The following is a 21,840-nucleotide window of genomic DNA, read 5'->3' as shown; positions in this document are numbered from 1 at the left end:
ATCGTTAGATTTAATTATACGTGTAGATATTAATCGTAATCGAAAGGATACGCCTCATCTAAATATACGTCTTTGTAAACTTCGCTATCATCTGGCCATGGACTTTCTTCTGCAAATTTTACGCTCTCTTCAACCACTGCGTTAATTTTTGCGTCAATAGCATCAATTTCTGCCCGAGTAGCAAATTTATTATCTAAGATCGTTTGAAGTACTCGATGAAGTGGGTCTTGGCTTTTGTATTCATCAACTTCTTCTTTGCTACGGTATTTTTGAGGATCGCTAATTGAGTGACCTTTATAGCGATATGTTTTCATTTCTAATAAAGTAGGTCCACCACCTTCTCTTGCACGTTTTACTGCTCTTGCAACAGCTTCATGCACTGTTTCTGCGGTCATACCATCTACTTTGTCAGATGGCATTTCGTAAGCATCAGCTAATTTATAAATATCTACCACGTTGCTAGTACGTTCTACCGAAGTACCCATCGCGTATTGGTTGTTTTCACAAATGAAAATAACAGGCAATTTCCAAGTCATTGCCATGTTAAATGTTTCGTGCAACATGCCTTGTCTTGAAGCCCCATCACCAAAAAAGCAAAGGCAAACATTGTCTGTACCTTTGTATTTTTCAGCAAATGCTAAACCTGCACCTGTACCTATTTGCGCACCCACAATACCGTGACCACCAAAGAAATAATTGTCTTTGCTAAAGAAGTGCATACTACCACCCTTACCTTTTGAGCATCCAGTAGCTTTACCATATAATTCGGCCATACACTCATTAGCGGTCATACCTTTTGCAAGACCTAAACCATGGTCGCGATAAGCAGTAATAAATGGATCTGTATGTTGTGTAGCCGTCATACAACCTGCCGCTAAAGCTTCTTGGCCTACATAAGCGTGGAAGAAACCACGGATTTTTCCAGCCATTTTGTACATTTCCTCAGCCTTTAATTCAAACTGACGTATCAACTGCATTACCTCGTACCAATACAGGTAAGTTTCTTTAGAAAATTTAGTTTGTGCCATACAAAAATTTGAGGTGCAAATATAGGCGTTGTACTAATACAATTTTCTGCAAGATTTTTACTTGATTTTCAACAAAGAATGGTGGTATTTCGATGTTGATACCTAGTAGGTAATTTTAATAAATGATTGAACAAGGGTGCAAAGCACCTAGAATTTAATATTTTACGCTTGTCGAAAGATGCCCTGAACTTTTTAAAGTGATAAATAGGCAACTTTATCTTTTAGTAACTGTTTGTAATTATAGCTTGAAAATTGCATAATTGAAGCAGTTGGTAATTAAGGTCACAGATGCAGTGCTACAAGAACGTACATACCGATAGCTATCGGTAGTGCGACGCAAGGGACGATGAAAAGCATTACAAATGCTGGTTACAAAAGAAATAAAAGAACTATGATAGGTAACAGATTTATAAAATTTAACCCCAACGAGAATAGTCAAACCAAGTTTGAACAAATGTTGGATTTATTTACGCAATTGCTCACCTACACCAATGGCGATGCAAGTGAGGCTTTGAGTTGGATGAATGAATTGGATAAAAAATACCAATTTACCACGAGCGAATATGGTATGGGTGATTTTATTGAAGACCTCAAACAGAATGGTTATTTGCAAGAAAATCCTGCTGATGGTAGCATGAAAATTACCGCTAAGAGCGAACAAAGTATCAGAAAACGTAGTTTGGAAGAGATTTTTGGAAAGCTAAAAAAGAGCAAAGCAGGCAATCATCAAACCTTTAAACCAGGCCAAGGTGACGAGATAAATCCAGACACGCGACCGTTTCAATTTGGTGATACCTTAGAGCAAATAGACTTTACAGAAAGCATTAGAAATGCGCAGATAAATCATGGTGTAGAGAGTTTTAGCATGCATGAAGATGACCTGCAAATACGTGAGACGGATTTTAAAACGCAAACTTCTACGGTTTTAATGATTGATATTTCTCATTCGATGATTTTGTATGGTGAAGACAGAATTACGCCTGCTAAAAAAGTAGCGATGGCTTTGAGTGAGCTAATACAAACAAAATATCCTAAAGATACCATAGATATCGTGGTGTTTGGCAATGATGCGTGGACGATTGAGGTGAAAGACCTACCCTATTTGCAAGTTGGTCCATATCATACCAATACGGTTGCAGGGCTTGAATTAGCGATGGATTTGCTGCGCAGAAGGAAGAACCCCAACAAACAGATATTTATGATTACCGACGGCAAGCCTACTTGCTTGAAGATTGGCGGTAAATATTATAAAAACAGTTTTGGGCTAGATAGAAAAGTGGTAAACAGATGCATTAATTTAGCGGCACAATGTAAAAAGCTGAAAATTCCTATCACAACCTTTATGATTGCTAGCGACCCTTATTTGCAAAGCTTCGTACAAGAATTTACTGAAATGAATAATGGCAAAGCTTTTTTTGCCAGCCTTGATAAATTGGGCGCTTTTATTTTTAAAGATTTTGAAAGCGGAAAACGAAAGACGGTGTATTAAGAATCATAATTTGTCTAAAAAAATGTCTTTTTTGAATTAAAAGATTCATACGACTAACTTATTAACTACATTACGCTTCTAAATAATAAACTATGCCATTTCTTGTTAATTTTTGGTGGGTTTTTGTGTTACTGCTTATCGCCTTTAGTGGCCTAGTAACTGTCAACCAAGGCACCATTTCTGTCATTACCATGTTTGGTAAATACCAACGTATTTTATTGCCAGGATTACGTTTTAAAATTCCTTTAGTAGAGCAGATTTACAAGCGTATCAGTATTCAAAACAGATCGGTAGAGCTTGAATTTCAGGCGGTTACTATCGATCAAGCAAATGTGTACTTTAAAAGTATGTTGCTGTATTCGGTACAAAACGAAAGCGAAGAAACCATTAAAAAAGTCGCTTTTAAATTTATCAGCGACAAAGACTTAATGCAGGCTTTAATTCGTACGGTAGAGGGGTCTATTCGTGCATTCGTTGCTACAAAAAAGCAAGCTGAAATTTTAACGGCTAGAAGCGAAATTGTAGAATATGTAAAAGAACAAATTGACCATTCGCTAGAAGAATGGGGGTATCACTTGCAAGATTTGCAAATCAATGACATCACCTTTGACAAAGCGGTTATGGAAAGCATGAGCAAAGTGGTAGCGAGTAATAACTTAAAAGCTGCTGCCGAGAATGAAGGTCAGGCATTGTTAATTACTAAAACCAAAGCGGCCGAAGCGGAAGGTAATTTTATAAAAATTTCTGCCGAGGCTGAAAAAGAAGCAGCTCGCTTACGTGGTCAAGGGGTGGCTTTGTTTAGAGAAGAAGTAGCACGTGGTATGAGTCAGGCGGCTGAACAAATGAAGCAAGCAAACTTGGATACCAATGTGATTCTATTTAGTATGTGGACAGAAGCCATTAAAAATTTTGCTGAATACGGTAAGGGCAATGTGATATTTTTAGATGGTAGTACCGAAGGCATGGATAAAACCATGAAACAGGTAATGGGGATGATGAAAACTAGAGACAATAATAGCTAAACAATACTTATAATATAAGAATCCCCACAAATGATTTGTTTGTGGGGATTTTTATATTAAGACATATCGTATTTGGTCTTTTTCTCTGGTACATATTCCAATTGTTCTAATAACGCTTCTGGAGTAGGATTTTTAGTAATGCCTACTGCTACTTGAAACAATACAAACCACATCACAATAGAGGCAACTAGCTCGCCCAAAGTTAACCAATAGCCCCAAATGGCATACACGGCGGCTTTTTTAGGGTTAGATAATTCGTAAATCACTGCTACTTTGTCGCCTGCTTGGTAGTTGCGAAACAAATAATCAGCATCAACCTGATACGCCATCGTACCTACTGTAAAATTTGCCTTTGTGACAAGCTTTTGCGAAGCACTATCTTTCACTACAACAATAGTTGCTGGCGCAAATTCACCATCAAAATAATCTGGCTGGCGTGAAAACCAAACATATAAACTGAAAATAACAAAATATAAAATGCTGATAAATTTGTACATAATTGACTTTATGGTAAAACTATGGGTCTGTTTTTGTTTGGTATGTCTTTAAATTTTGTACGAAATAATTGGCTACTACTACTACTACTACTACTATAAGTACCACTATCATCTAAAATTAGGATGACAGAGCCTACGTCCTTCTCCTTTAATATTATGACGATTGCTTTTGTAGAAATAGGTTGCAGATGTATTTGCCGTTATGCTTGTCTTATCCACATTTTCATTTAGCCAAACTACGATGGGATCATTGCCCACCCTGCCTTCCAAAACACAAGCTGATTGTACATACTTTTTGAAGAAATACTGCAAAAAACCAAAAGAAAAGGCCAACACTTCATACAGAAAATTTTATTTAAGGGTACAAATAACAGTTAATACCGTCACTTTTATACATTGTGTTTGACATATTTGTAAACCTTTATTGCGATAGCTGGTGATTCATTTGTCATTTTTTTAATGCTATTTTTATCCAACCAACTGCGATCTTCGATTTACACGATTGTTAGCCAGTATAAAATCGCAACTATTATCTTCGCTGCATAAATTAACAATAATGAGAGTTGGTATTTTAGGTGGTGGGCAATTAGGTAGAATGTTATTGCAAGCAGCAGCCAACTATCCTGTAGAAACATATGTGCTAGAAAATGATAATAATGCACCTGCAGCGCATTTGTGCCATCATTTTACAAAAGGAAGCATTACAGATTTTGATACCGTATACAACTTCGGCAAAGGTTTAGACGCTATTACCATTGAAATAGAAAACGTAAATGTTGAGGCCTTAGAAGCATTGGAAAAAGAAGGGGTACGTGTGTATCCAAAACCTGCTGCTTTGCGCATCATTAAAAACAAAATTGTTCAAAAGCAATTTTACCAAATCCATCAAATACCTACTTCTGAATTTGTCATCACACAAAACAAGCAAGATTTACACAACCACATTGATTTTTTACCCGCCGTTCACAAGCTTAGTGAGGGCGGCTACGATGGCAAAGGCGTAGAAATATTACGTGATGAAACTGCCATTAGTAAAGGCTTTAATGCACCTTCCGTTCTTGAAAAAATGGTGCATATCCATAAAGAAATTGCCCTGATTGTTGCTATGAACGAAAAAGGCGATACCGTTATTTATCCGCCAGCAGAAATGGTATTTGATACCAGATTGAACTTGCTCGATTACCAAATTTCGCCTGTAAAATTGGCTGAAAAAGCCCTTTGGAAAGCGGAAGCAATGGCAATAAAAATTGTGCAAGAACTAAAAAGTCCTGGGCTTTTTGCAGTTGAATTATTCATCGATGAAGCCGAACATGTATTTGTGAATGAAATTGCACCACGTGTACACAACAGTGGTCACCACACCATTGAAGCCAATTACAGCAGCCAGTATGATATGCTTTGGCGTATTTTATTACAATATCCTTTAGGCAATACCGATGCGATTCTGCCATCTGCCATTGTAAATATTATTGGCGAACAAGGCTTTAACGGCCCTGCCAAATACCAAGGTTTGGAAGAAGTATTAACCATGACCAATGTGTTTGTGCATTTGTATGGCAAGGCGGAAACTAAACCGGGCAGAAAAATGGGGCATGTTACGATTATTAGTAACGATTACCAAGATTTAACGTACAAGGCTAATAAAATCAAGCATTTGCTAAAAGTAGTGGCTTAGCTTTTTCAACCCAACCTTGCTAATTTTGCAAGTTTTACAACACATCATTATGGTTAAAGAATACGATTATATCATTGTACTTAAAAAGCCTGACTTTAAAGTCATCGATTGGATGAGTCAATTTATGCTATTGCTATCGCTAGGCAGTTTTGCCTATGTGGCTTATGTGTCATTATCACAAGAAAATGCAATATTACCACCTAGTAACGCATGGTTGTTGGTATTTATTTCTAGTCTTATCATTGCTTGGTGGACGTTTTGTGCGGGTCAAAAAAAGCGCGGTATCACACCCTACTACCGCTTCGCAGTAATGTTTGCAGCTTGGGGCTGGTTTGTGGTACCAAAGGGTAAATTGGTAACCCTTATATATATTGTCGCTTGCTTTTTAGAAAAGCCTGTAAAAGTAGCGCCAGAAGCGGCGTTTGATGGCGAGGAAATTGTATTTAATAGTTTTCCTAGAAAAACCATTTTATGGAAAGACGTGACTAATGTGGTGCTGAAGGATGGCTTGCTGACCATTGATTTAAAAAACAATACATTGATTCAAAAGCAAGTAAACGACCCAGTAGAACAGCCAATTGAAGACGAGTTTAACCAATTTTGCAAAGAACATTTAGTGAAGACAGTTTAACTAATTTGAAGTTTGATATTTCTAATTATCGTCGCCTCGAATTTCAAATCATAAATCACAAATCATACATTAATAAATGCTTACAGAATCACCATATATTCTATACTCTGATGGTCAGGGAAATATTTTTGAAGACACCAGTTTGTATGCGGTGGGGCGTGCTGGCTGGGATGCTTACCCTGTTGAAATTGAAGATTGGATAGAACTGCCAGAAGGTGGTAACCTATACGAGTTGCCCGGTCGCAGAGGTATTGGTATTGATGTGCTTACAGGTGATATGCGCCTGTGCGAAAAAGGTTGGGCCGTTGCCGCCTTTATCCCTCCCGCATATACGGGTTTGTTTATTGCCGCTTACGAAACCTTACCAGATGCACCTACCCTACCCTTATTTTGCTACACGGCGGCTGCTTGGCACAACGACACATTTTATGTAGCGGGTGTAAGAATTGAAGACGATATTAGACAAGAAGCTGCGGGTTACGACGAAGCTAAAATAGCCGCCGGCACCAAAGATATGTTGGCCGCTTATCCTCACAACCGCTTGGTAAAGCATTTGATGGAAAACTGTTGCATGACGTACACCTGCCCTGCTGCAAGAAATTTAAGTTTGGGTAGATGGGAATGCCCTGTACCTATGTCGCCAGCCTGCAATGCCAATTGTATTGGTTGTGTATCTTTTCAGCCTCAGGAAGAAAGCATCACTTCACCGCAAGATAGATTGACTTTTAAGCCATCGGCAGAAGAAGTGGTTGAGTTTACCGTACCCCATTTAATGAACGCCCCTTATCCTTTAATTAGTTTTGGGCAGGGTTGTGAGGGCGAACCGCTGTTAATGTGGGAAACCATTCGTGAAGCCATCATAGAAATAAGAAAACATACCGACAAAGGCAGTATTAATATTAACACCAATGGTTCTAAACCCGATGCGGTAAAAGCCCTGTGTGAAGTGGGTTTAAACAGTATTCGTGTAAGTACCAATTCTGCTCGTAAACATATTTACACACCCTATTATCGCCCAAACAATTACCAATTTGAAGACATAGTTGAGAGCCTAAAAGTAATGCGTAGTTATGGTGGCTGGGCTAGTATTAATTACTTTGTATTTCCTGGTATGACGGATAGTGTAGAGGAATACGAGGCTTTACGTAAATTGATAATTGATACCGACCTAAACATGATTCAGTGGCGCAATTTCAATATAGACCCCGATTGGTATTTAGGCCAAATAGGCGTTACCGATACAGGCGAAATCATGGGCGTCAAACAATTACAACAACTCATTAAAGAGGAATTTCCACATGTAAAATATGGTTACTTCAACCCACCAATTGAGCGGATTAAAGGCGATTACAATAAAGATTTTGCGCATTACTAATTTATTAAGAAACCTGATGACACAGATGCAAATGGGTGTTTATTAATGAGTTTTAGTTGATACTTAGCCTTTGTTCGTAAGGATATGATTGCCACCAATAATTAAACAGATGTGTAAAAATCTCGGTAACGCTTTCTTGTAATCCCGATAGCTATCGGGACTAGCCAGCTAACTATTTTAAATGTTAGAAAATACACACCTTGTTGGTCTTTAATGACATAACTATTTGGTATATCGCTAATATAGCTCTTCCATGTTTTGCAGCAAACGTTTTTTTGTTGTAGCAAATGCTACGATGATTGCAACGGCGTAGGCAGAGCCTGACGCCGAGACGATGTGGCGCAAACTTCGCTGAGTGGGCTAGTCATATATAATCATAGTATGTAATTAAACTCGTCTTCAATACATTTTTTAACATGCTTGAAATCTTCGATGTTTTCTTGGACTTCTTCAAATAAATCTTCATGGTAAAATTCTTTATAAAAGGAATTAGGCCATAGGGTAATTGAACCATCATCAAACATCTTAATTTCCCAATATTTCGACACCCTACTGTCAGTAAATTCAAAATATATTGCTGGAACACTAATTAAATGATTATAATCAGATAGAATTTCAATATTCAAAATATGTTCATCACCGTTTTTTAAAAAAGTTAATCCAAAAACAAGGTATTGTTTACCCTCAGTAATATGGAAATCACCTTTAGAATACATACCCAGATTTCTTTTTTGTTCTTCTGAGATGCAAGAAGTCTTGCAATAAGCTAACATATAATTATTTTTCGATTTAAAAAGAAACCCATAAAATGATTTAGCGACTACAACGGGAGGCGGTTGTGCCAATGAAATTTTGGTTTTTTGATTAATCCTTTGACCTGTTATTAAATTTTCTTCCCAACTAGGCTGCTCTCTTCGCACTCGGCGTACGGCTTTGCCTACGCCGTTTTTAAACTCGTAGCATTTGCTACAGTAAATATAGATTAATCAATCCTTTTTTACCTGCGTAATCTCTTGCACTACTATACACATAATCTATAGCATTATCTACTAAACCTTCTTTAACTGGATTATTGTGTATGTAGTTTAATTTACTAGCAAACATATCACTAATGTGCCCATCTATACCTACTGCATGGTTTTCATGTGTCCAGACCTGATAATCTTTGTTACGTACATGTGCTGTAGCAGCTTGCTTAAAACCTTACAATAGCCAATCACGCCTGCTTTCTGGTTCCGATTGTACAGATAACAAAATTTGCTTGGCAGTATGGCGCTTTAAATCTCTTATCGTATCAGATAATGTACCATTGGCAATACTTAATATACAGTGTATATGATTACTCATAATGCACCAAGCATGTACACGTAACCCTTTATTGGCTATGCAATAAGTAAAAGCATCTCCACAATATCTCGGTAACGCTTTCTTGTAATCCCGATAGCTATCGGGACTAGCCAGCTAACTATTTGAAATGTTAGAAAATACACACTTTGTTGGTCTTTAATGACATAGCTATCTGGCATAATGTTAAAGTAGCTATTTGAATAATTTGCTGCAAATGCTTTTTTGTTGTAGCAAATGCTACGATGAGTTAGATCTATACATTTGTTGGTATGCTTTGCACACAACCCACCCGACATATCAATAAAGTCAAAAAGTATTTAAAAATTAATTATGCAAATTTCTCATAATTACAAAATTTCAAATGTGGAATAGAATAAAAAATCCTAAAATAGGTGCGCCAACCAATAATAACATAACTATTATAAATCCTAAAACGTTTGCTAACTTAGATTCATTGGCGTAAACCAAAAGCAACGTTGGTAGATCGATTCCTTTTCTTATAAATTTTAGGTTGAAGTAGTGTATGCCTACTAAAAATGGCAAACCAAAAAGAAGGTAAAATATTTCCCCGCCTCTACCAATAATATAAAATATGAAAATTGAAGACGGCGGTACTAATATCCCAAATAATATCCATGAAATATACAGAGTGGCCGAGTATTCAGGATCACGCCCTCCTAATTTTTTTGCAAAATGATATAAGTAATAGTATATGTAATTCAAAAATTGTTTCACAATACGAAATATATTAATATTTAGCTATAATCGTATCATCAATACCAAAACGTTCTTATATTTCTTTAAAGGTACCGAAAGAGTCAAGAAGACCATAAATCCCAACCCCAATTATTAAAGCAGGATAGTAATAGTTGCCACAAGCAAAATACCAGAAACTAGGCCATCAAAAGCATCTTTCTTAGTTATACCTCCAGTAAAAAATTTATGAGTTAAAGATAATACTGTCAAACCTGCACCAACAACGCCTAAAGTTTTACTGTATTTACCAAACTTTCCTATCGCACCATCTAAATTTGCTATTGCTTTAGTTAAAGGTCTGCTTAATCCATTTGGAATATTAGCCTCATAAGCTAGGGCTCTTTCATTTCTAAGCATTCCTTCCATTGCTGATAATTGCGCCCCGACAAATGCAACTCCGATATTAAGTAAATCTTGAGCTGAATAATCACCATCGAGGAATCCCGCAATTTTTGTATAGTTCACATTCGTACTAATCCATTTACCATTTCGTATTTTGCCTGTGACAATAATTGGGTTTAATAAATCTCTTACACCAGGGTCAGTACCGCCGTTTTGGTAGTATCTATCTTTTGCATCATCAAAAGAATTGGCACGGCCATTACTTCCCCAGCCATTAAATTGGTTTAAATAAGAAGAGCCAGCTTCGAAAGCTTGTGCATCTGATTGATAGGTATTAATACCGCCATTTGCTGACCATGAACCTCCATATTGAGTATTTGTTAAGTTATTTAAAATATCATTAAACTCGTCATTAGTTACTGCACCTGAAGGATCATTAAAGAAAATAGGATTATTAAAACCAAATTGATATGGTGTTATAAAATCGTAAGCATCAGCAAAAATGTCTATTTGTTTAAACCTACCTATTTGAGCGTCATATCCTCTAAAATAGGTTTCATAAGAATCAATACCTAAATCAGTATTTAACGCTGTCCCATCATTAAATTTATACCTATTTTCCAGTTTCCCTGCTGCCTTACTACTTATCCCCGCCATCGTCAACCCGAACGGATAATAATTGTCTGTTTCCAATAGAGGCCCACGGGTATCTATTAGTTGCAGGTTATCAAAGAACACATCGATATTACTTTCGTTGCTGCAATATACGTATAAGTAGCCACCTTTTGGCACAGTTACAACGCTATGGTGACTTTTTACGGCATCAGGTGATGTGTTCACTAAGTCATAGCCGCTGCTGCTGCTGATTGGGCGGAACTGTTCATCGAACAGTATCCTGTTGATATAAGCTTTTGGAACAGTAGAAGAAGTTGGGTTGGGTACACTACCTAGCCAACTATTTAGTCCTGTATAGGTTTGGCCACTACTATTAGCCAAGGCGGTGGCCGTAGCGCCATGTACTGCGGAGCCAGCCACGGCAGAAGTACCTGCAAATGTGCCTATAAAACTGGTGAGCGCAGAAGTAAGGCTATAGCTATTGTTAGGGCTACTACCATTGCTATGCCAAAAGCTTTTGGCATAGATATCTATCACATCGCCAGTCATTACTTTTAGGGCGACACCAAGCCCTGATTTGTCACCTGTAGCCCCATTTAGACGGTACACAATATTACTAGTGGCTGTGGTAGATACATTTAGGTCGCTGTTTTACGGTGGATTGCCGTTATTATTAGGGTAGTTAAATCTACGATCAGGAGGGTTGTTAAAATCTCATAATCTAGATGCAGCTACCACGCGCAAAGACAATCTATAATCGAAAATAGCAGCTTATCCCTGAAAAGTGCCCATAGCCCAAAACCAATTATTTTAGTATTTTAGTATGTGACTGCTGTAAAGCCGAGCTATACCCGAGGTATAGCCGAAGTATGGATAGTGTATGAGGAGTGTATGAAATGACTATCTGTAAATCTCATGATTTCAACAACACTTAATCAAGGTATTTGCTATAATTGTTAGTTTTTTGCAGCAGCGGCAAATGGCTATTTCTTTTCTGCCAACACCTTTAAATTGTTCAAATTCTTTTCCATCATGGTGCCAAGAATTTTATCGTTCATCATGGATGCGAAACGCTCCCAAGGATACCATTTTAGTTGCTGCTGAAATTCCCATTGTACCACTGTTTGTATCCGAGTACTATCGCCAAAAAGATTTATATTACAACTTTGTTGGTTACCGTTTCTACCTACCCAAACAGACGTTACACTACTGTCGCTCACTTTTGTAATGGTTACATCCGTTTTACCAAGTAAGGCTTTTGTAGGCGTACTAATCACAACAGATGGGTCGTTCATGCCTTCCACCCATTTTTTCCAACCATTGATATCTTTTATCAATAATAAGATACTGTCTTTAGGCGCAGTAATATCTACCGCTCTAGATACCAATACTAGCGATGGGAATAATAAGCCCAAAGCAGTTACCAATGCAAACAAAATCACCACACTAACCCCAATAAATCTAATAAAACGCATGATTATTCCCATTTAAATACGCGTAAAACAATTATATAAATACCAACCGTCCACAATGCTAAAACGCCAATATTTTGCCAACTATCGATAATACTTGCCCCTTCAAAAGAGATTTTGCGCATTGCCAAATTAAAGTGCGTTAATGGCAATATTTTACAACAGGTTTGCAACCATTGTGGAAATACTGATATAGAGAAGAAAGTACCTGATAATAACATTTGCGGTAAGCTAAAAATATTAATCACCAACGGTATCATGGTATCGTTTTTTACCACACTAGAAATGATCAAACCTACTCCCATCAGCAGCATTAATAGCAATATGCTTAAAGACACCATCTCGATAAATGTTAGCGCACCGTGTGCCAAGGTAAAGCCTAAGAAGAAATGACCTACCGTTATTAAAACCAATACATTAATTAACTGAAAGAAAATACGGCTAAAACCAATGCCTAGTAAGATATTGAGACGGTTAACAGGCGTAGCGTAAAAGCGCTTTAACACCAATTGTTCGCGCAAGTTGTAAAAGGTAAAAGCTATGCCAAATAAGGTGGAAAACAACAATGAGAAACCAATTTGCCCCGGCAGAACAAAGTCTATTTGTTTGTATTCGCGAACATTGTAAATCTCGGTGGTAATGGTTACAAATTGCGACGTATTGCCACTCAGTTTCTTTTCTAAACTATTATCAATATTTTCTAGCAAAGGCTTTAACTGACTTAATTCAGCAGCACTTGCAGAGGTTGATTTGATGTGTAAGGTAAATACAGGTTTAGTATTTTTAAAGGAAGTATCAGGTATGTGTATTTGTTGAATATCAATTACCCCAACCAATTTTCCTTTCTCTAAATCGCTACGCATTAAAGCGGTATCAGTATAGCGCTGAAAACTAATAAAGGGTTGTTTACTCAATGTTTCAAACAAGATGTTAGCTGTATTACAGTTTGGCGCTAATGCTAGTTTAAATTTAGTGAGTCCACCACCACCAAAGGCGCCGAAAATAAAGACAAATACCAATGGAAATACCAAACTAAACACCAATGATTGTGGATTTTTAAGATTGGCTAAAAAACTGGCTTTGGTAATAGCACCAAGTGCTTTGCTTTGGCTATAGGCTTTGCTCATAAACTAATAATTATGGCAAATCTATTCTTTAATGGGGCTATCGCAAAACAAGATTCTAAGAATTTACTTCTGCCAACTATTATCTTCGTTGCTTATTAAAAATTAAGCGTTTCATGCATCATGCATATATATTATTAGGTACTAATTTGGGTGATAGATTATCTTATTTGCAACAAGCCAAAACATCTATTTTACAACAAATTGGGGACATTTCAGCAGCTTCATCTATTTATGAAACTGCTGCTTGGGGGCTTACGGAGCAGCCTGCATTTTACAACCAAGTATTGGTAGTAAAAACTACTATCGAGCCTGAAAGTTTAATGCAACAATTGCTAGCTATAGAAACGCAACTTGGTAGAATACGCACCATAAAATTTGGCCCAAGAACCATTGATATCGATATTTTACTAATAGATGATCTCATTCATCAATCCCCCATTTTAGCGTTGCCCCACCCTGCCCTGCCACAACGCAGGTTTGCACTTATGCCCTTGGCAGAAGTAGCGCCATCATTGGTGCACCCTGTTGAAAAAAAGACAATTACTACGCTATTACAAGCTTGTATAGATACCTTAGATGTGCAAAAAATTACGCCAACTGCTAGTTAATCGCCGCTAATTTTGACGCTAGCATGAAGTATCATTTTATTACGGTTGAGGGCAATATTGGGGCGGGAAAAACCACGCTAACACATTTATTAGCGAAGCATTTTAATGCGAGAATTGTATTAGAAGAATTTGCAGACAATCCTTTCTTAGCCAAATTTTATGAGAATCCTCAGCAGTACGCTTTTCCTGTAGAATTGTTTTTCATGGCCGAGCGTTACAAGCAGTTAAAAGATATGCTGCACACCAAAGATTTGTTCCAGAACATCACGATATCAGATTATCTATTTACCAAATGTTTGCTGTTTGCCAAGGTAAATTTGCCCGAAGAAGAATTTAGACTGTACCAGAAATTCTACGATATCATTCATCAGCAAATGACTCTTCCTGATATTCTCATTTATTTACATGCACCCATAAAAAAACTACAGGAGAATATTAAAAAACGTAATCGCAGCTATGAGCAAAGTATTCCAGATGCGTACTTGTTTCACCTGCAAGAAACCTATACCAGCTATATTAAGCAGCACAATATCAAAACCATATTTATTGATGCGAGTAATGCTGATTTCTTGGGCAATCCAAAACATTTACGAGTGGTACTCGATGCGCTTGAGAAAGACTATGATAGTGGGCAGCACTATTTTACTTTACCGTAATTGTTAGACTATCATTTTACAAAACAAATCATTTGTTTTTTCCAATTATTGCACTCTTATTCATCTGCTGAATATTAGCTGTAACTTATTGCAAAGTCGTTTCAACCATTTATTACTTAAAGCTTGTTTGATTATTTTCCGATATATCATAAAACATGATAAATAGTGTTATCAAATTAGTGGTATTCCAATTTTTCTCTTAAAAAATGCCTTGTTTCAATTATAAAATCTATATCGCAGAATAACATCCACATTTTCCTTTAAACTTTACCTTTTAACGCATTTAGAAACTGTGTAAACATTTTTTTCTGTTTCTTCGCCTTTTACCAATAAGCTAAGCATGCAAGAGAAGCAACAACAGCCTTATAACGCCTTTGCGGCTATACAAATACCAGAATTTCGCAATTTCCTAATTGGACGATTTACCTTTATTATGGGCTTGCGTATGTTGGGTACCTTAGTGGGTTGGTGGGTATATGAGTTGTCTAATGCACCATTTGCTATCGGATTAATCGGTTTAAGTGAAGTGATTCCTGCGGTATCGTTATCATTATATGCTGGTCATATAATCGATATTAGTGATAAACGCAAGTTAATATTAAAAGGCGTTGCGCTCTATTTTCTAGCGGTATTAGTCTTATTATTATTAACAACGAAGTTTACAAGTGCCCATCTTACTAATCATGCCATTGTTTTTTGTATTTATATCGTCATCTTTTTTACTGGTATTTTTCGCTCTTTTACTGGGCCTACATTTGGCGCCATGGTTGGTTCCATGGTACCTCGAGAAACCTTGCAAAATGCCACCACTTGGAGTCAAACAATTTGGTTGTCAGCCTCTGTGATTGGCCATGCAACTGTCGGCTTTTTAATCGCTGGTATTGGTAACACTGGTGCTATATCTGTGGTGGCGGTACTGGCATTTATCGGTTTTTCATTTTTGTTTCAGCTAAAACCGAAACCACCAATGAATAAAGTGGGCGAGAAAAAAACACTAGACAGTGTTAAAGAAGGTTTACAATATGTATTTAAAACCAAAGAAGTGCTTGGTGCTTTGTCGCTTGATTTATTTGCCGTATTGTTTGGGGGTGCAGTAGCCATGATTCCTGTTTTTGCAAAAGATATATTAAAAGTTGGGCCTGTAGGTTTTGGGTGGCTAAATGCGGCCTCTGATATTGGTTCTGCTATCATCATCATTACATTGACACTTAACCCAATAAGAAAACAACAAGGACGCAAATTAATGTACGCAGTGGCGGGTTTTGGCTTGTGTATTATCACATTTGCTTTGTCAAAAATGTTTTGGTTATCGTTTGCTGCGCTCATGATTAGCGGTATGCTTGATGGCATAAGCGTGGTTACAAGAGGTACTATTTTACAATTAAAAACACCAGAAAATATGCGTGGCCGAGTAATGAGCGTCAACTCGATGTTTATTAATAGCAGTAACGAACTTGGTCAGTTTGAAAGTGGTGTGATGGCAAAATTGATGGGCGTTATTCCTTCGGTGGTATTTGGTGGCTGTATGACCATTTTGGTGGTTATCACCACTTGGTTTAAAGCGCCTGCGCTTAAAGAAATGGAATATTAACACTAAAATGAATTAGGTATACCTTATAAACTTTTAGTTAGTTTTTTAAGCGAAAAAACTTATTTTCACTTACCAAACAAACTACTATGAGAAAATACGTTTCTAAGGCATTTTGCTATCTATTATTTAGTACCATTTTTATTACTAATCACATATTGGCTCAAACGCAAAAGTTTGATAGCACAACTATTGCTAATCTCAAAAAGCAAATAATTCCTTTGGTGTCTGCCAAAGAAAAACAAGTTCAGGAAATGGTAGACATGGTATTTAGTTTTGGCGAGTTGGGATTTCAAGAAACTGAAACGTCCAAATACTTGATAAGTGTTTTAGAAAAAAATGGGTTTGTTATTGAAAAGGGCATTGCTGGTATCCCTACTGCATGGATGGCCAGGTGGGGTAGCGGAAGCCCTGTGATTGCTTTAGGCAGCGACATTGATTGTATACCTAAAGCTTCTCAAAAACCTGGTGTTGCTTACAGAGATCCTATAGTAGAGGGTGCACCTGGGCATGGAGAAGGTCATAATTCTGGTCAGGCTGTAATTATTTTCGCTGCTATTGCAGCAAAAGAAATTATGCTAAAAAATAATATTTCAGGAACATTGGTTATTTGGCCTGGTGTTGCAGAAGAACTTGTGGGTACAAAAGCTTGGTACATTCGTGATGGCTATTTTAAAAATGTAGATGCGTGTATTTTTACACATGTTAGTGGTGATTTTAGCTGCGACTATGGTGATAATGGGGGCAATGGTTTAGTTTCCGTTGAATTTTCTTTTGAAGGTGATGCAGCTCATGCGGCTGGCGCACCTTGGCGAGGCAAAAGTGCTTTAGATGCAGTAGAGCTTATGGATGTTGGTTGGAATTTTAAACGAGAACACTTAAAACCTACACAGCGTAGTCATTACGTGATTACAGACGGAGGCGATCAACCAAATGTAGTGCCTTCAAAAGCATCAGTTTGGTATTACTTTAGAGAACGTACGTATGAAGACATTCAAAGCATGTACGATGCAGGGATAAAAATCGCCAAAGGGGCAGCAATGATGAGCGATACAAAAATGAACTATCAAATTTTAGGAACAGCCTGGCCAGGGCATTTTAATAAAGCATTGGCAAAAGTTATGCATGCAAATATTAAACAAGTAGGAATGCCAGAATGGAGCGAGGCTGACCAGCAACTAGCACGAGCAACTCAAAAATTGATGGAAGCACCAAAAATGGATCAATCTGGCAGACCTATAGACGGCTTAAGAAGTGTAATAGATACTGTAAAAGGGTCTGTACCTTATTCATGGGGAGGCGGCAGTGATGATATTGCTGATATTTCTTGGAATGTTCCAACGATTGTATTAAGATATCCTGCTAATATCCCAGGTTTAAAAGGTCACCATTGGGGGGATGCAATAGCAATGGCTACACCAATTGCTCATAAAGGTAGTTTGGCTGGCGCAAAAGCAACAGCATTAACGTTGATAGACTTGTTTACTAACCCAACTATTTTGGTTGATGCCAAGGATTATTTTAAAAATGTACAAACAAAAGATGTTCACTACATACCATTTATTACAAAGAATGACCCGCCTGCTATTTATTTAAATAAAGCAACAATGGATAAATTTCGCCCTGAAATGAAAAAATTCTATTATGACCCTAGTAAGTATAAAACTTATTTAGAGCAATTAGGCATTGTATACCCAACCATTACTAAAAAAAATACTCAATAAAAATGTTTAGTTCATCAATTAGAGACAATGAGATGATGTCCTAATTACGCCATAAAGTAATATTTAATACCTAATCCAAGCGAGAGAAATTTTTACTATACTTATTGTTCATCTTCTTTTATTCAAGTTGCAACTATCCCCCTAAATTTGTAATTATGAAGATAACTAACGAAATGAAAGTGGGTGTGCTAGCTGCAACTGGTATTGCCTTGTTTATTTTTGGGTTTAATTTTTTAAAAGGAAAAAGTCTTTTTAAAACTGGCAATTATCTATACGCAAAATATTCTAATACGAAGGGCATTAAAGTTTCTAATGAAGTAACAATCAAAGGTTTTCAAGTAGGAAATGTAGCTGATATTGAAAATTTGGATGCGAACTTGAATGAGATTTTGGTAACCATTAAGTTGAAAGACAAATATAATATTCCTTCAAATTCTGTTGCAACCATTAGCAATAACCCACTTGGTTCTGCTAGTATGGAAATAGAATTGGGCAATAGTACCAATTATTTAGCTTCAGGCGACACTTTGGTTACAGCTGATAATCCAGGTTTATTGGGTGCTTTATCTGGCAAGGTAGGCCCTGTTGCCGATCAATTAAAAACCACTTTACATAGTTTAGATAGTGTGATAAACAATGTAAATGGTACACTAGATGCTAATTCAAAAGCTAATTTGCAAGCAACCATTGCCAATATGAATAAGGTGACGGAAAGCTTGGCTGTTTCTGCGGTGTCTATTCAAACCATGTTGAACCAACAGTCTGGCGCTATTACTCAAACGATGAAAAACTTGAACAGTTTTACCAAAAATTTGGCAGACAATAACGAGAAGATCACCAAAATGATGGCTAATATTGAAAAAACAACAGAGAATCTGTCGAAAACGGATATTGATGGTACTGTTGCTTCGCTAAAAAAAGCGATTGACAATATGAATGTATTGGTAGAAAAAGTAGGCAGCAAGGATGGTACTTTGGGCTTATTGATGAACGATCCAAAATTATATTATCAATTATTAAATACTGTAAGAAGCACCAATATACTGCTAGATGATTTTAAAACACATCCTAAGCGTTACGTTAATATTTCTGTGTTTGGAGGAAAAGATAAGAGTACGCCACTAACGGCACCTCTCAATGATACGCTAATACTTCAAAAATGATTTTTCTGAAACGACTATTAATTGCGATGCTTGGTTTACTGGCATCAACTATTGTATACGCTCAAGCGCCCATAAAAGATACCTCAAGGCATGGTAAAATGATAACCATTATAAGTGCTGACAGAGAAAATTTCCAGCAAATTGATTCTCTAACGCAAGTATTGTCCCTTGCTGGCAAAGCCAAAGTGCAGCAAGAAAAAACGATTTTTGAAGCAGATAGTATTGCGCTTAATCAGCTAACCAATATTTTGGAAGCATTTGGGAATGTACACATTAACGATAATGACAGCATTCATACTTATTCTCAATACTTGAAATATGTAGGTAAGGAGAAAAAAGCTTACCTGAATAAAAAGGTAAAACTTACCGATGGCAAGGGCGTATTAACCACCGAAGAATTGGTGTACGATGAGCAAACCAAAATAGGTATTTACTACAAAGGTGGTAAGGTTGTAAACGGCAAAACGGTGCTTACAAGTACTGAGGGCTACTATTATGGCGAAACTAAAGACGTGTATTTTAAACAAAATGTATTCTTAAAAGATTCTGGATTTACTGTAAAAACCGATACACTTTTATATAACACAAAAACGGGCATCACTACTATTGTAGCGCCTTCCACCATAGTAAGTGGCAAGCAAACCATTAAAACAAAAGATGGTTACTACGATACCAAAAGCAAAAAAGCTTTCTTTAATCAAAGACCAATAATTGACGATAGCGCTTATACATTTATTGCCGATAAAATCGCGGTTGATGATAAAACAGGCTTAAGTGAATATGATGGTAATGCTGTATATAGAACAAAAGATAGTACTGGCTATGATTTAATTGCTGGCAATATAAAAGCCAATAGAAAAACGAACGCTTTATTGGCTACGCAAAAGCCATTGTTACTAATTAAACAGCCGCAAGACACCACCTATATCACTGCTGATACATTATTTACTTCAAAACTTTCTGAACTTGTAAAGAGTAGAACCGTACCTGTAGTTAGAGATTCTGTTAAAGGTAAAATACCTATGACAAAAAATCCAAAAGATTCCTCTGCAGACCGCTATTTTGAAGCCTACTTTAATGTGCGGATTTTCAACGACTCGCTGCAAGCAGTTTGTGATAGCATGTTTTATTCAGGCGAAGATTCGGTGTTTAGACTATTCAAAAATCCAATTGCTTGGGCGCAAAAAAATCAGATTACTGGTGATACGATGTATTTATTTGTACAAAACAAAAAGCCAGAAAGACTTTATGTTTTTGAAAATGCCATGAGCATTCAAAAGTTAACCGACAAATACTTTAATCAAATAAAAGGAACTACCATTAATGGTTTTTTCTTAGATGGTAAAATTGACCATTTACGTGCCAAAGGCAATGCAGAAACGGTGTACTATGGTGTAGATGAAAGCAATAAATATCTTGGTGTAAACAAAGCTTCTTGCGATGTAATAGATATGTATTTTGAACAAAAGAAATATGGTGCTTCGCCACAAAAAATAGTCTTACGCAACAATTTAGAAGGCACCGCCTACCCTATGCGCCAAATAAATCATGAAGAACTTAGATTGCGAAAGTTTAAATGGCTTGAGAACTTAAGACCAAAGAGTAAGTTTGATATATTTTCAAACTAAACATTACCACATAGGTACAAAGCCTCAACCTTGTACCTATGCGGTAAATTAAATTACTTTATAATTTCTGCCTTACAACCACATTGTTCATAATAAAAGTAGTACCGCCTTCTGCTACAATATTATATACTTTTTGTGTGCCACCTGCTTGTTCTTTTACTTGCCAAACGGTGTACAATTCATTGGTTTTCGTCACTTCATTTAAGCAAAATAACTGCTCACCTATTGCAATACTACCAGCCGCTTTGATGGCAATATTGGTTTGTATAGGATGATTGGGCGTAGCTTCTAACACTTTGCTAGTAAGCCTTACATCAATACCATCGCTATTTACTGCTTCATTAAATTTTACCAAAAGCAAGGTTGTAATGGCATAATTCTTTGCATCATGTTCTGTTAATGCTTTTACTTTTACGGCTACAGATTGTTTAGTGGCAGCATCAAACGTTAAAACCTCATCACCTTGTTGAATATCTTTTAACAGCTTTTTACTGCCATCAGCCATTGCCACTTCGTCGCCACCAGGAAAACAAATATCACTGCCATACGTCCCTGCATCTTTACTCAAATCTTTCCCTTGGTTCATGGCTTTGTAGAGTTGGAAGCCCATTTCTTTGGAAAGCACATAAGACAGTTTCAACACAAAATTTGGCTCTACTTTATCTATCGCATGAATGTCTTCAAAATACTTTTCCCATACTTTACCATCGGCGGTAAAATTTGGCATTACTGCCTTGTACACTTTGCCTTTCTCGGTGGTGTAAAATATCATTAAGCCCAATTCTTGCATGTCTTGCTTAGCCAATAATTTATACAAATCAATACGCTTTTTCTGCCCGTCATCGCCAGTAATAAAGTAGGGCTTCTTAGCTTCGTAACGGTCTAGCACATAAGTATTGTCAAATTTTACATACGTGTCTTTATCTAAATCGGCAACAGCAAATGTTTTTGCTTTTTCATACTCAGCCATGGTTAATGGTCTACTTGTAGGCTTTGTATCTTGTGCACATGTTGTAACCACTGCTAATAATAATCCCAATCCTAATAAAACGCTGATTCTCATATACCTTTTATACTTTTTTTTATAATGCTTTAAT

Annotated in this window: 20 protein-coding genes; 11 read left to right on the top strand and 9 right to left on the bottom strand. The window is 36.9% G+C overall.

Annotation, left to right across the window (positions count from 1 at the left end; translation table 11 throughout):
* Positions 1–29: 29 nt before the first annotated feature.
* A complete protein-coding gene (gene pdhA / locus ACFOW1_RS12900) occupies positions 30–1,028 on the bottom strand; it encodes a pyruvate dehydrogenase (acetyl-transferring) E1 component subunit alpha (protein WP_379014786.1) in 999 nt (332 codons plus the stop codon).
* 391 nt (positions 1,029–1,419) lie between these two features.
* On the opposite strand from pdhA, the gene ACFOW1_RS12895 reads away from it, so the two are divergent.
* Together ACFOW1_RS12895 and ACFOW1_RS12890 are read left to right on the top strand one after the other, a co-directional pair.
* Positions 1,420–2,517, top strand: coding sequence for a vWA domain-containing protein (locus tag ACFOW1_RS12895; protein WP_379014785.1), 1,098 nt, complete (start codon positions 1,420–1,422; stop codon positions 2,515–2,517).
* A gap of 92 nt (positions 2,518–2,609) precedes the next feature.
* The gene (locus tag ACFOW1_RS12890) at positions 2,610–3,539 is read left to right on the top strand and encodes an SPFH domain-containing protein (protein ID WP_379014784.1); all 930 of its coding nucleotides are present in this window, start codon (positions 2,610–2,612) and stop codon (positions 3,537–3,539) included.
* Positions 3,540–3,595: 56 nt separating this feature from the next.
* Here ACFOW1_RS12890 and ACFOW1_RS12885 read toward each other — a convergent pair whose 3' ends face one another.
* Complete coding sequence (locus tag ACFOW1_RS12885) at positions 3,596–4,036, bottom strand: hypothetical protein (protein WP_379014782.1); 441 nt, start codon at positions 4,034–4,036, stop codon at positions 3,596–3,598.
* Between the two features lie 556 nt (positions 4,037–4,592).
* On the opposite strand from ACFOW1_RS12885, the gene ACFOW1_RS12880 reads away from it, so the two are divergent.
* The 3 genes from ACFOW1_RS12880 to ACFOW1_RS12870 all read left to right on the top strand — a co-directional run bounded on the left by ACFOW1_RS12880 (position 4,593) and on the right by ACFOW1_RS12870 (position 7,717).
* Positions 4,593–5,711 carry a 5-(carboxyamino)imidazole ribonucleotide synthase gene (locus tag ACFOW1_RS12880; RefSeq protein ID WP_379014781.1) on the top strand — a complete coding sequence of 373 codons (1,119 nt, stop codon included), beginning with the start codon at positions 4,593–4,595 and terminating at the stop codon, positions 5,709–5,711.
* Positions 5,712–5,760: 49 nt separating this feature from the next.
* Positions 5,761–6,342, top strand: a complete 582-nt coding sequence (locus ACFOW1_RS12875) for a hypothetical protein (RefSeq protein WP_379014779.1) — start codon at positions 5,761–5,763, stop codon at positions 6,340–6,342.
* 76 nt (positions 6,343–6,418) lie between these two features.
* Positions 6,419–7,717, top strand: a complete 1,299-nt coding sequence (locus ACFOW1_RS12870) for a radical SAM protein (RefSeq protein WP_379014777.1) — start codon at positions 6,419–6,421, stop codon at positions 7,715–7,717.
* Positions 7,718–8,091: 374 nt separating this feature from the next.
* On the opposite strand, the gene ACFOW1_RS12865 is transcribed toward ACFOW1_RS12870, so the two are convergent.
* From ACFOW1_RS12865 to ACFOW1_RS12840, 6 genes are all read right to left on the bottom strand, one after another.
* Entirely contained in the window at positions 8,092–8,637 is a 546-nt protein-coding gene (locus ACFOW1_RS12865) for a hypothetical protein (protein ID WP_379014775.1), read from the bottom strand.
* Between the two features lie 46 nt (positions 8,638–8,683).
* Positions 8,684–8,821 carry a hypothetical protein gene (locus tag ACFOW1_RS12860; RefSeq protein ID WP_379014774.1) on the bottom strand — a complete coding sequence of 46 codons (138 nt, stop codon included), beginning with the start codon at positions 8,819–8,821 and terminating at the stop codon, positions 8,684–8,686.
* Between the two features lie 99 nt (positions 8,822–8,920).
* Positions 8,921–9,178, bottom strand: coding sequence for a transposase (locus ACFOW1_RS12855; protein ID WP_379014985.1), 258 nt, complete (start codon positions 9,176–9,178; stop codon positions 8,921–8,923).
* Between the two features lie 735 nt (positions 9,179–9,913).
* Positions 9,914–11,386, bottom strand: coding sequence for an RHS repeat-associated core domain-containing protein (locus ACFOW1_RS12850; protein ID WP_379014773.1), 1,473 nt, complete (start codon positions 11,384–11,386; stop codon positions 9,914–9,916).
* A gap of 374 nt (positions 11,387–11,760) precedes the next feature.
* The gene (locus ACFOW1_RS12845; RefSeq protein ID WP_379014771.1) at positions 11,761–12,252 is read right to left on the bottom strand and encodes a hypothetical protein; all 492 of its coding nucleotides are present in this window, start codon (positions 12,250–12,252) and stop codon (positions 11,761–11,763) included.
* 2 nt (positions 12,253–12,254) lie between these two features.
* Positions 12,255–13,376 carry an ABC transporter permease gene (locus ACFOW1_RS12840; RefSeq protein ID WP_379014769.1) on the bottom strand — a complete coding sequence of 374 codons (1,122 nt, stop codon included), beginning with the start codon at positions 13,374–13,376 and terminating at the stop codon, positions 12,255–12,257.
* A gap of 113 nt (positions 13,377–13,489) precedes the next feature.
* On the opposite strand from ACFOW1_RS12840, the gene folK reads away from it, so the two are divergent.
* From folK to ACFOW1_RS12810, 6 genes are all read left to right on the top strand, one after another.
* Positions 13,490–13,984, top strand: coding sequence for a 2-amino-4-hydroxy-6-hydroxymethyldihydropteridine diphosphokinase (gene folK, locus ACFOW1_RS12835; protein ID WP_379014768.1), 495 nt, complete (start codon positions 13,490–13,492; stop codon positions 13,982–13,984).
* Positions 13,985–14,007: 23 nt separating this feature from the next.
* Positions 14,008–14,640: a deoxynucleoside kinase gene (locus ACFOW1_RS12830; protein WP_379014767.1), complete on the top strand. Its 633-nt coding sequence runs from the start codon at positions 14,008–14,010 to the stop codon at positions 14,638–14,640.
* A 340-nt stretch (positions 14,641–14,980) separates the two neighbouring features.
* The gene (locus ACFOW1_RS12825) at positions 14,981–16,231 is read left to right on the top strand and encodes an MFS transporter (protein WP_379014766.1); all 1,251 of its coding nucleotides are present in this window, start codon (positions 14,981–14,983) and stop codon (positions 16,229–16,231) included.
* 86 nt (positions 16,232–16,317) lie between these two features.
* On the top strand, positions 16,318–17,952 hold the full coding sequence (locus tag ACFOW1_RS12820) for a peptidase dimerization domain-containing protein (protein ID WP_379014764.1): 1,635 nt from the start codon (positions 16,318–16,320) through the stop codon (positions 17,950–17,952).
* Positions 17,953–18,107: 155 nt separating this feature from the next.
* Positions 18,108–19,115 (top strand): MlaD family protein, encoded by a 1,008-nt coding sequence (locus ACFOW1_RS12815; RefSeq protein WP_379014763.1) that lies wholly within the window; start codon positions 18,108–18,110, stop codon positions 19,113–19,115.
* The gene (locus ACFOW1_RS12810) at positions 19,112–20,743 is read left to right on the top strand and encodes an OstA-like protein (RefSeq protein WP_379014761.1); all 1,632 of its coding nucleotides are present in this window, start codon (positions 19,112–19,114) and stop codon (positions 20,741–20,743) included. Before ACFOW1_RS12815 ends, ACFOW1_RS12810 begins: the two co-directional genes overlap by 4 nt.
* Positions 20,744–20,801: 58 nt before the next feature.
* Here the strand turns inward: ACFOW1_RS12810 and ACFOW1_RS12805 are convergent, their stop codons facing one another.
* Entirely contained in the window at positions 20,802–21,806 is a 1,005-nt protein-coding gene (locus tag ACFOW1_RS12805) for a Hint domain-containing protein (protein WP_379014760.1), read from the bottom strand.
* Positions 21,807–21,840 lie beyond the last annotated feature (34 nt).

The organism is Parasediminibacterium paludis, assembly GCF_042651445.1.
In the GTDB taxonomy this organism is placed as follows: Bacteria; Bacteroidota; Bacteroidia; order Chitinophagales; family Chitinophagaceae; genus Parasediminibacterium; species Parasediminibacterium paludis.
Note: the sequence above shows the minus strand (reverse complement) of the source record. Positions and strands in the feature narration are given on the sequence as shown.

Coding starts and splice junctions, on each gene's coding strand:
- pdhA (WP_379014786.1), bottom strand. CDS start 1,028: ATGGCACAAACTAAATTTTCTAAAGAAACTTACCTGTATTGGTACGAG.
- ACFOW1_RS12895 (WP_379014785.1), top strand. CDS start 1,420: ATGATAGGTAACAGATTTATAAAATTTAACCCCAACGAGAATAGTCAA.
- ACFOW1_RS12890 (WP_379014784.1), top strand. CDS start 2,610: ATGCCATTTCTTGTTAATTTTTGGTGGGTTTTTGTGTTACTGCTTATC.
- ACFOW1_RS12885 (WP_379014782.1), bottom strand. CDS start 4,036: ATGTACAAATTTATCAGCATTTTATATTTTGTTATTTTCAGTTTATAT.
- ACFOW1_RS12880 (WP_379014781.1), top strand. CDS start 4,593: ATGAGAGTTGGTATTTTAGGTGGTGGGCAATTAGGTAGAATGTTATTG.
- ACFOW1_RS12875 (WP_379014779.1), top strand. CDS start 5,761: ATGGTTAAAGAATACGATTATATCATTGTACTTAAAAAGCCTGACTTT.
- ACFOW1_RS12870 (WP_379014777.1), top strand. CDS start 6,419: ATGCTTACAGAATCACCATATATTCTATACTCTGATGGTCAGGGAAAT.
- ACFOW1_RS12860 (WP_379014774.1), bottom strand. CDS start 8,821: ATGTTTGCTAGTAAATTAAACTACATACACAATAATCCAGTTAAAGAA.
- ACFOW1_RS12845 (WP_379014771.1), bottom strand. CDS start 12,252: ATGCGTTTTATTAGATTTATTGGGGTTAGTGTGGTGATTTTGTTTGCA.
- ACFOW1_RS12840 (WP_379014769.1), bottom strand. CDS start 13,376: ATGAGCAAAGCCTATAGCCAAAGCAAAGCACTTGGTGCTATTACCAAA.
- folK (WP_379014768.1), top strand. CDS start 13,490: ATGCATCATGCATATATATTATTAGGTACTAATTTGGGTGATAGATTA.
- ACFOW1_RS12830 (WP_379014767.1), top strand. CDS start 14,008: ATGAAGTATCATTTTATTACGGTTGAGGGCAATATTGGGGCGGGAAAA.
- ACFOW1_RS12825 (WP_379014766.1), top strand. CDS start 14,981: ATGCAAGAGAAGCAACAACAGCCTTATAACGCCTTTGCGGCTATACAA.
- ACFOW1_RS12820 (WP_379014764.1), top strand. CDS start 16,318: ATGAGAAAATACGTTTCTAAGGCATTTTGCTATCTATTATTTAGTACC.
- ACFOW1_RS12815 (WP_379014763.1), top strand. CDS start 18,108: ATGAAGATAACTAACGAAATGAAAGTGGGTGTGCTAGCTGCAACTGGT.
- ACFOW1_RS12810 (WP_379014761.1), top strand. CDS start 19,112: ATGATTTTTCTGAAACGACTATTAATTGCGATGCTTGGTTTACTGGCA.
- ACFOW1_RS12805 (WP_379014760.1), bottom strand. CDS start 21,806: ATGAGAATCAGCGTTTTATTAGGATTGGGATTATTATTAGCAGTGGTT.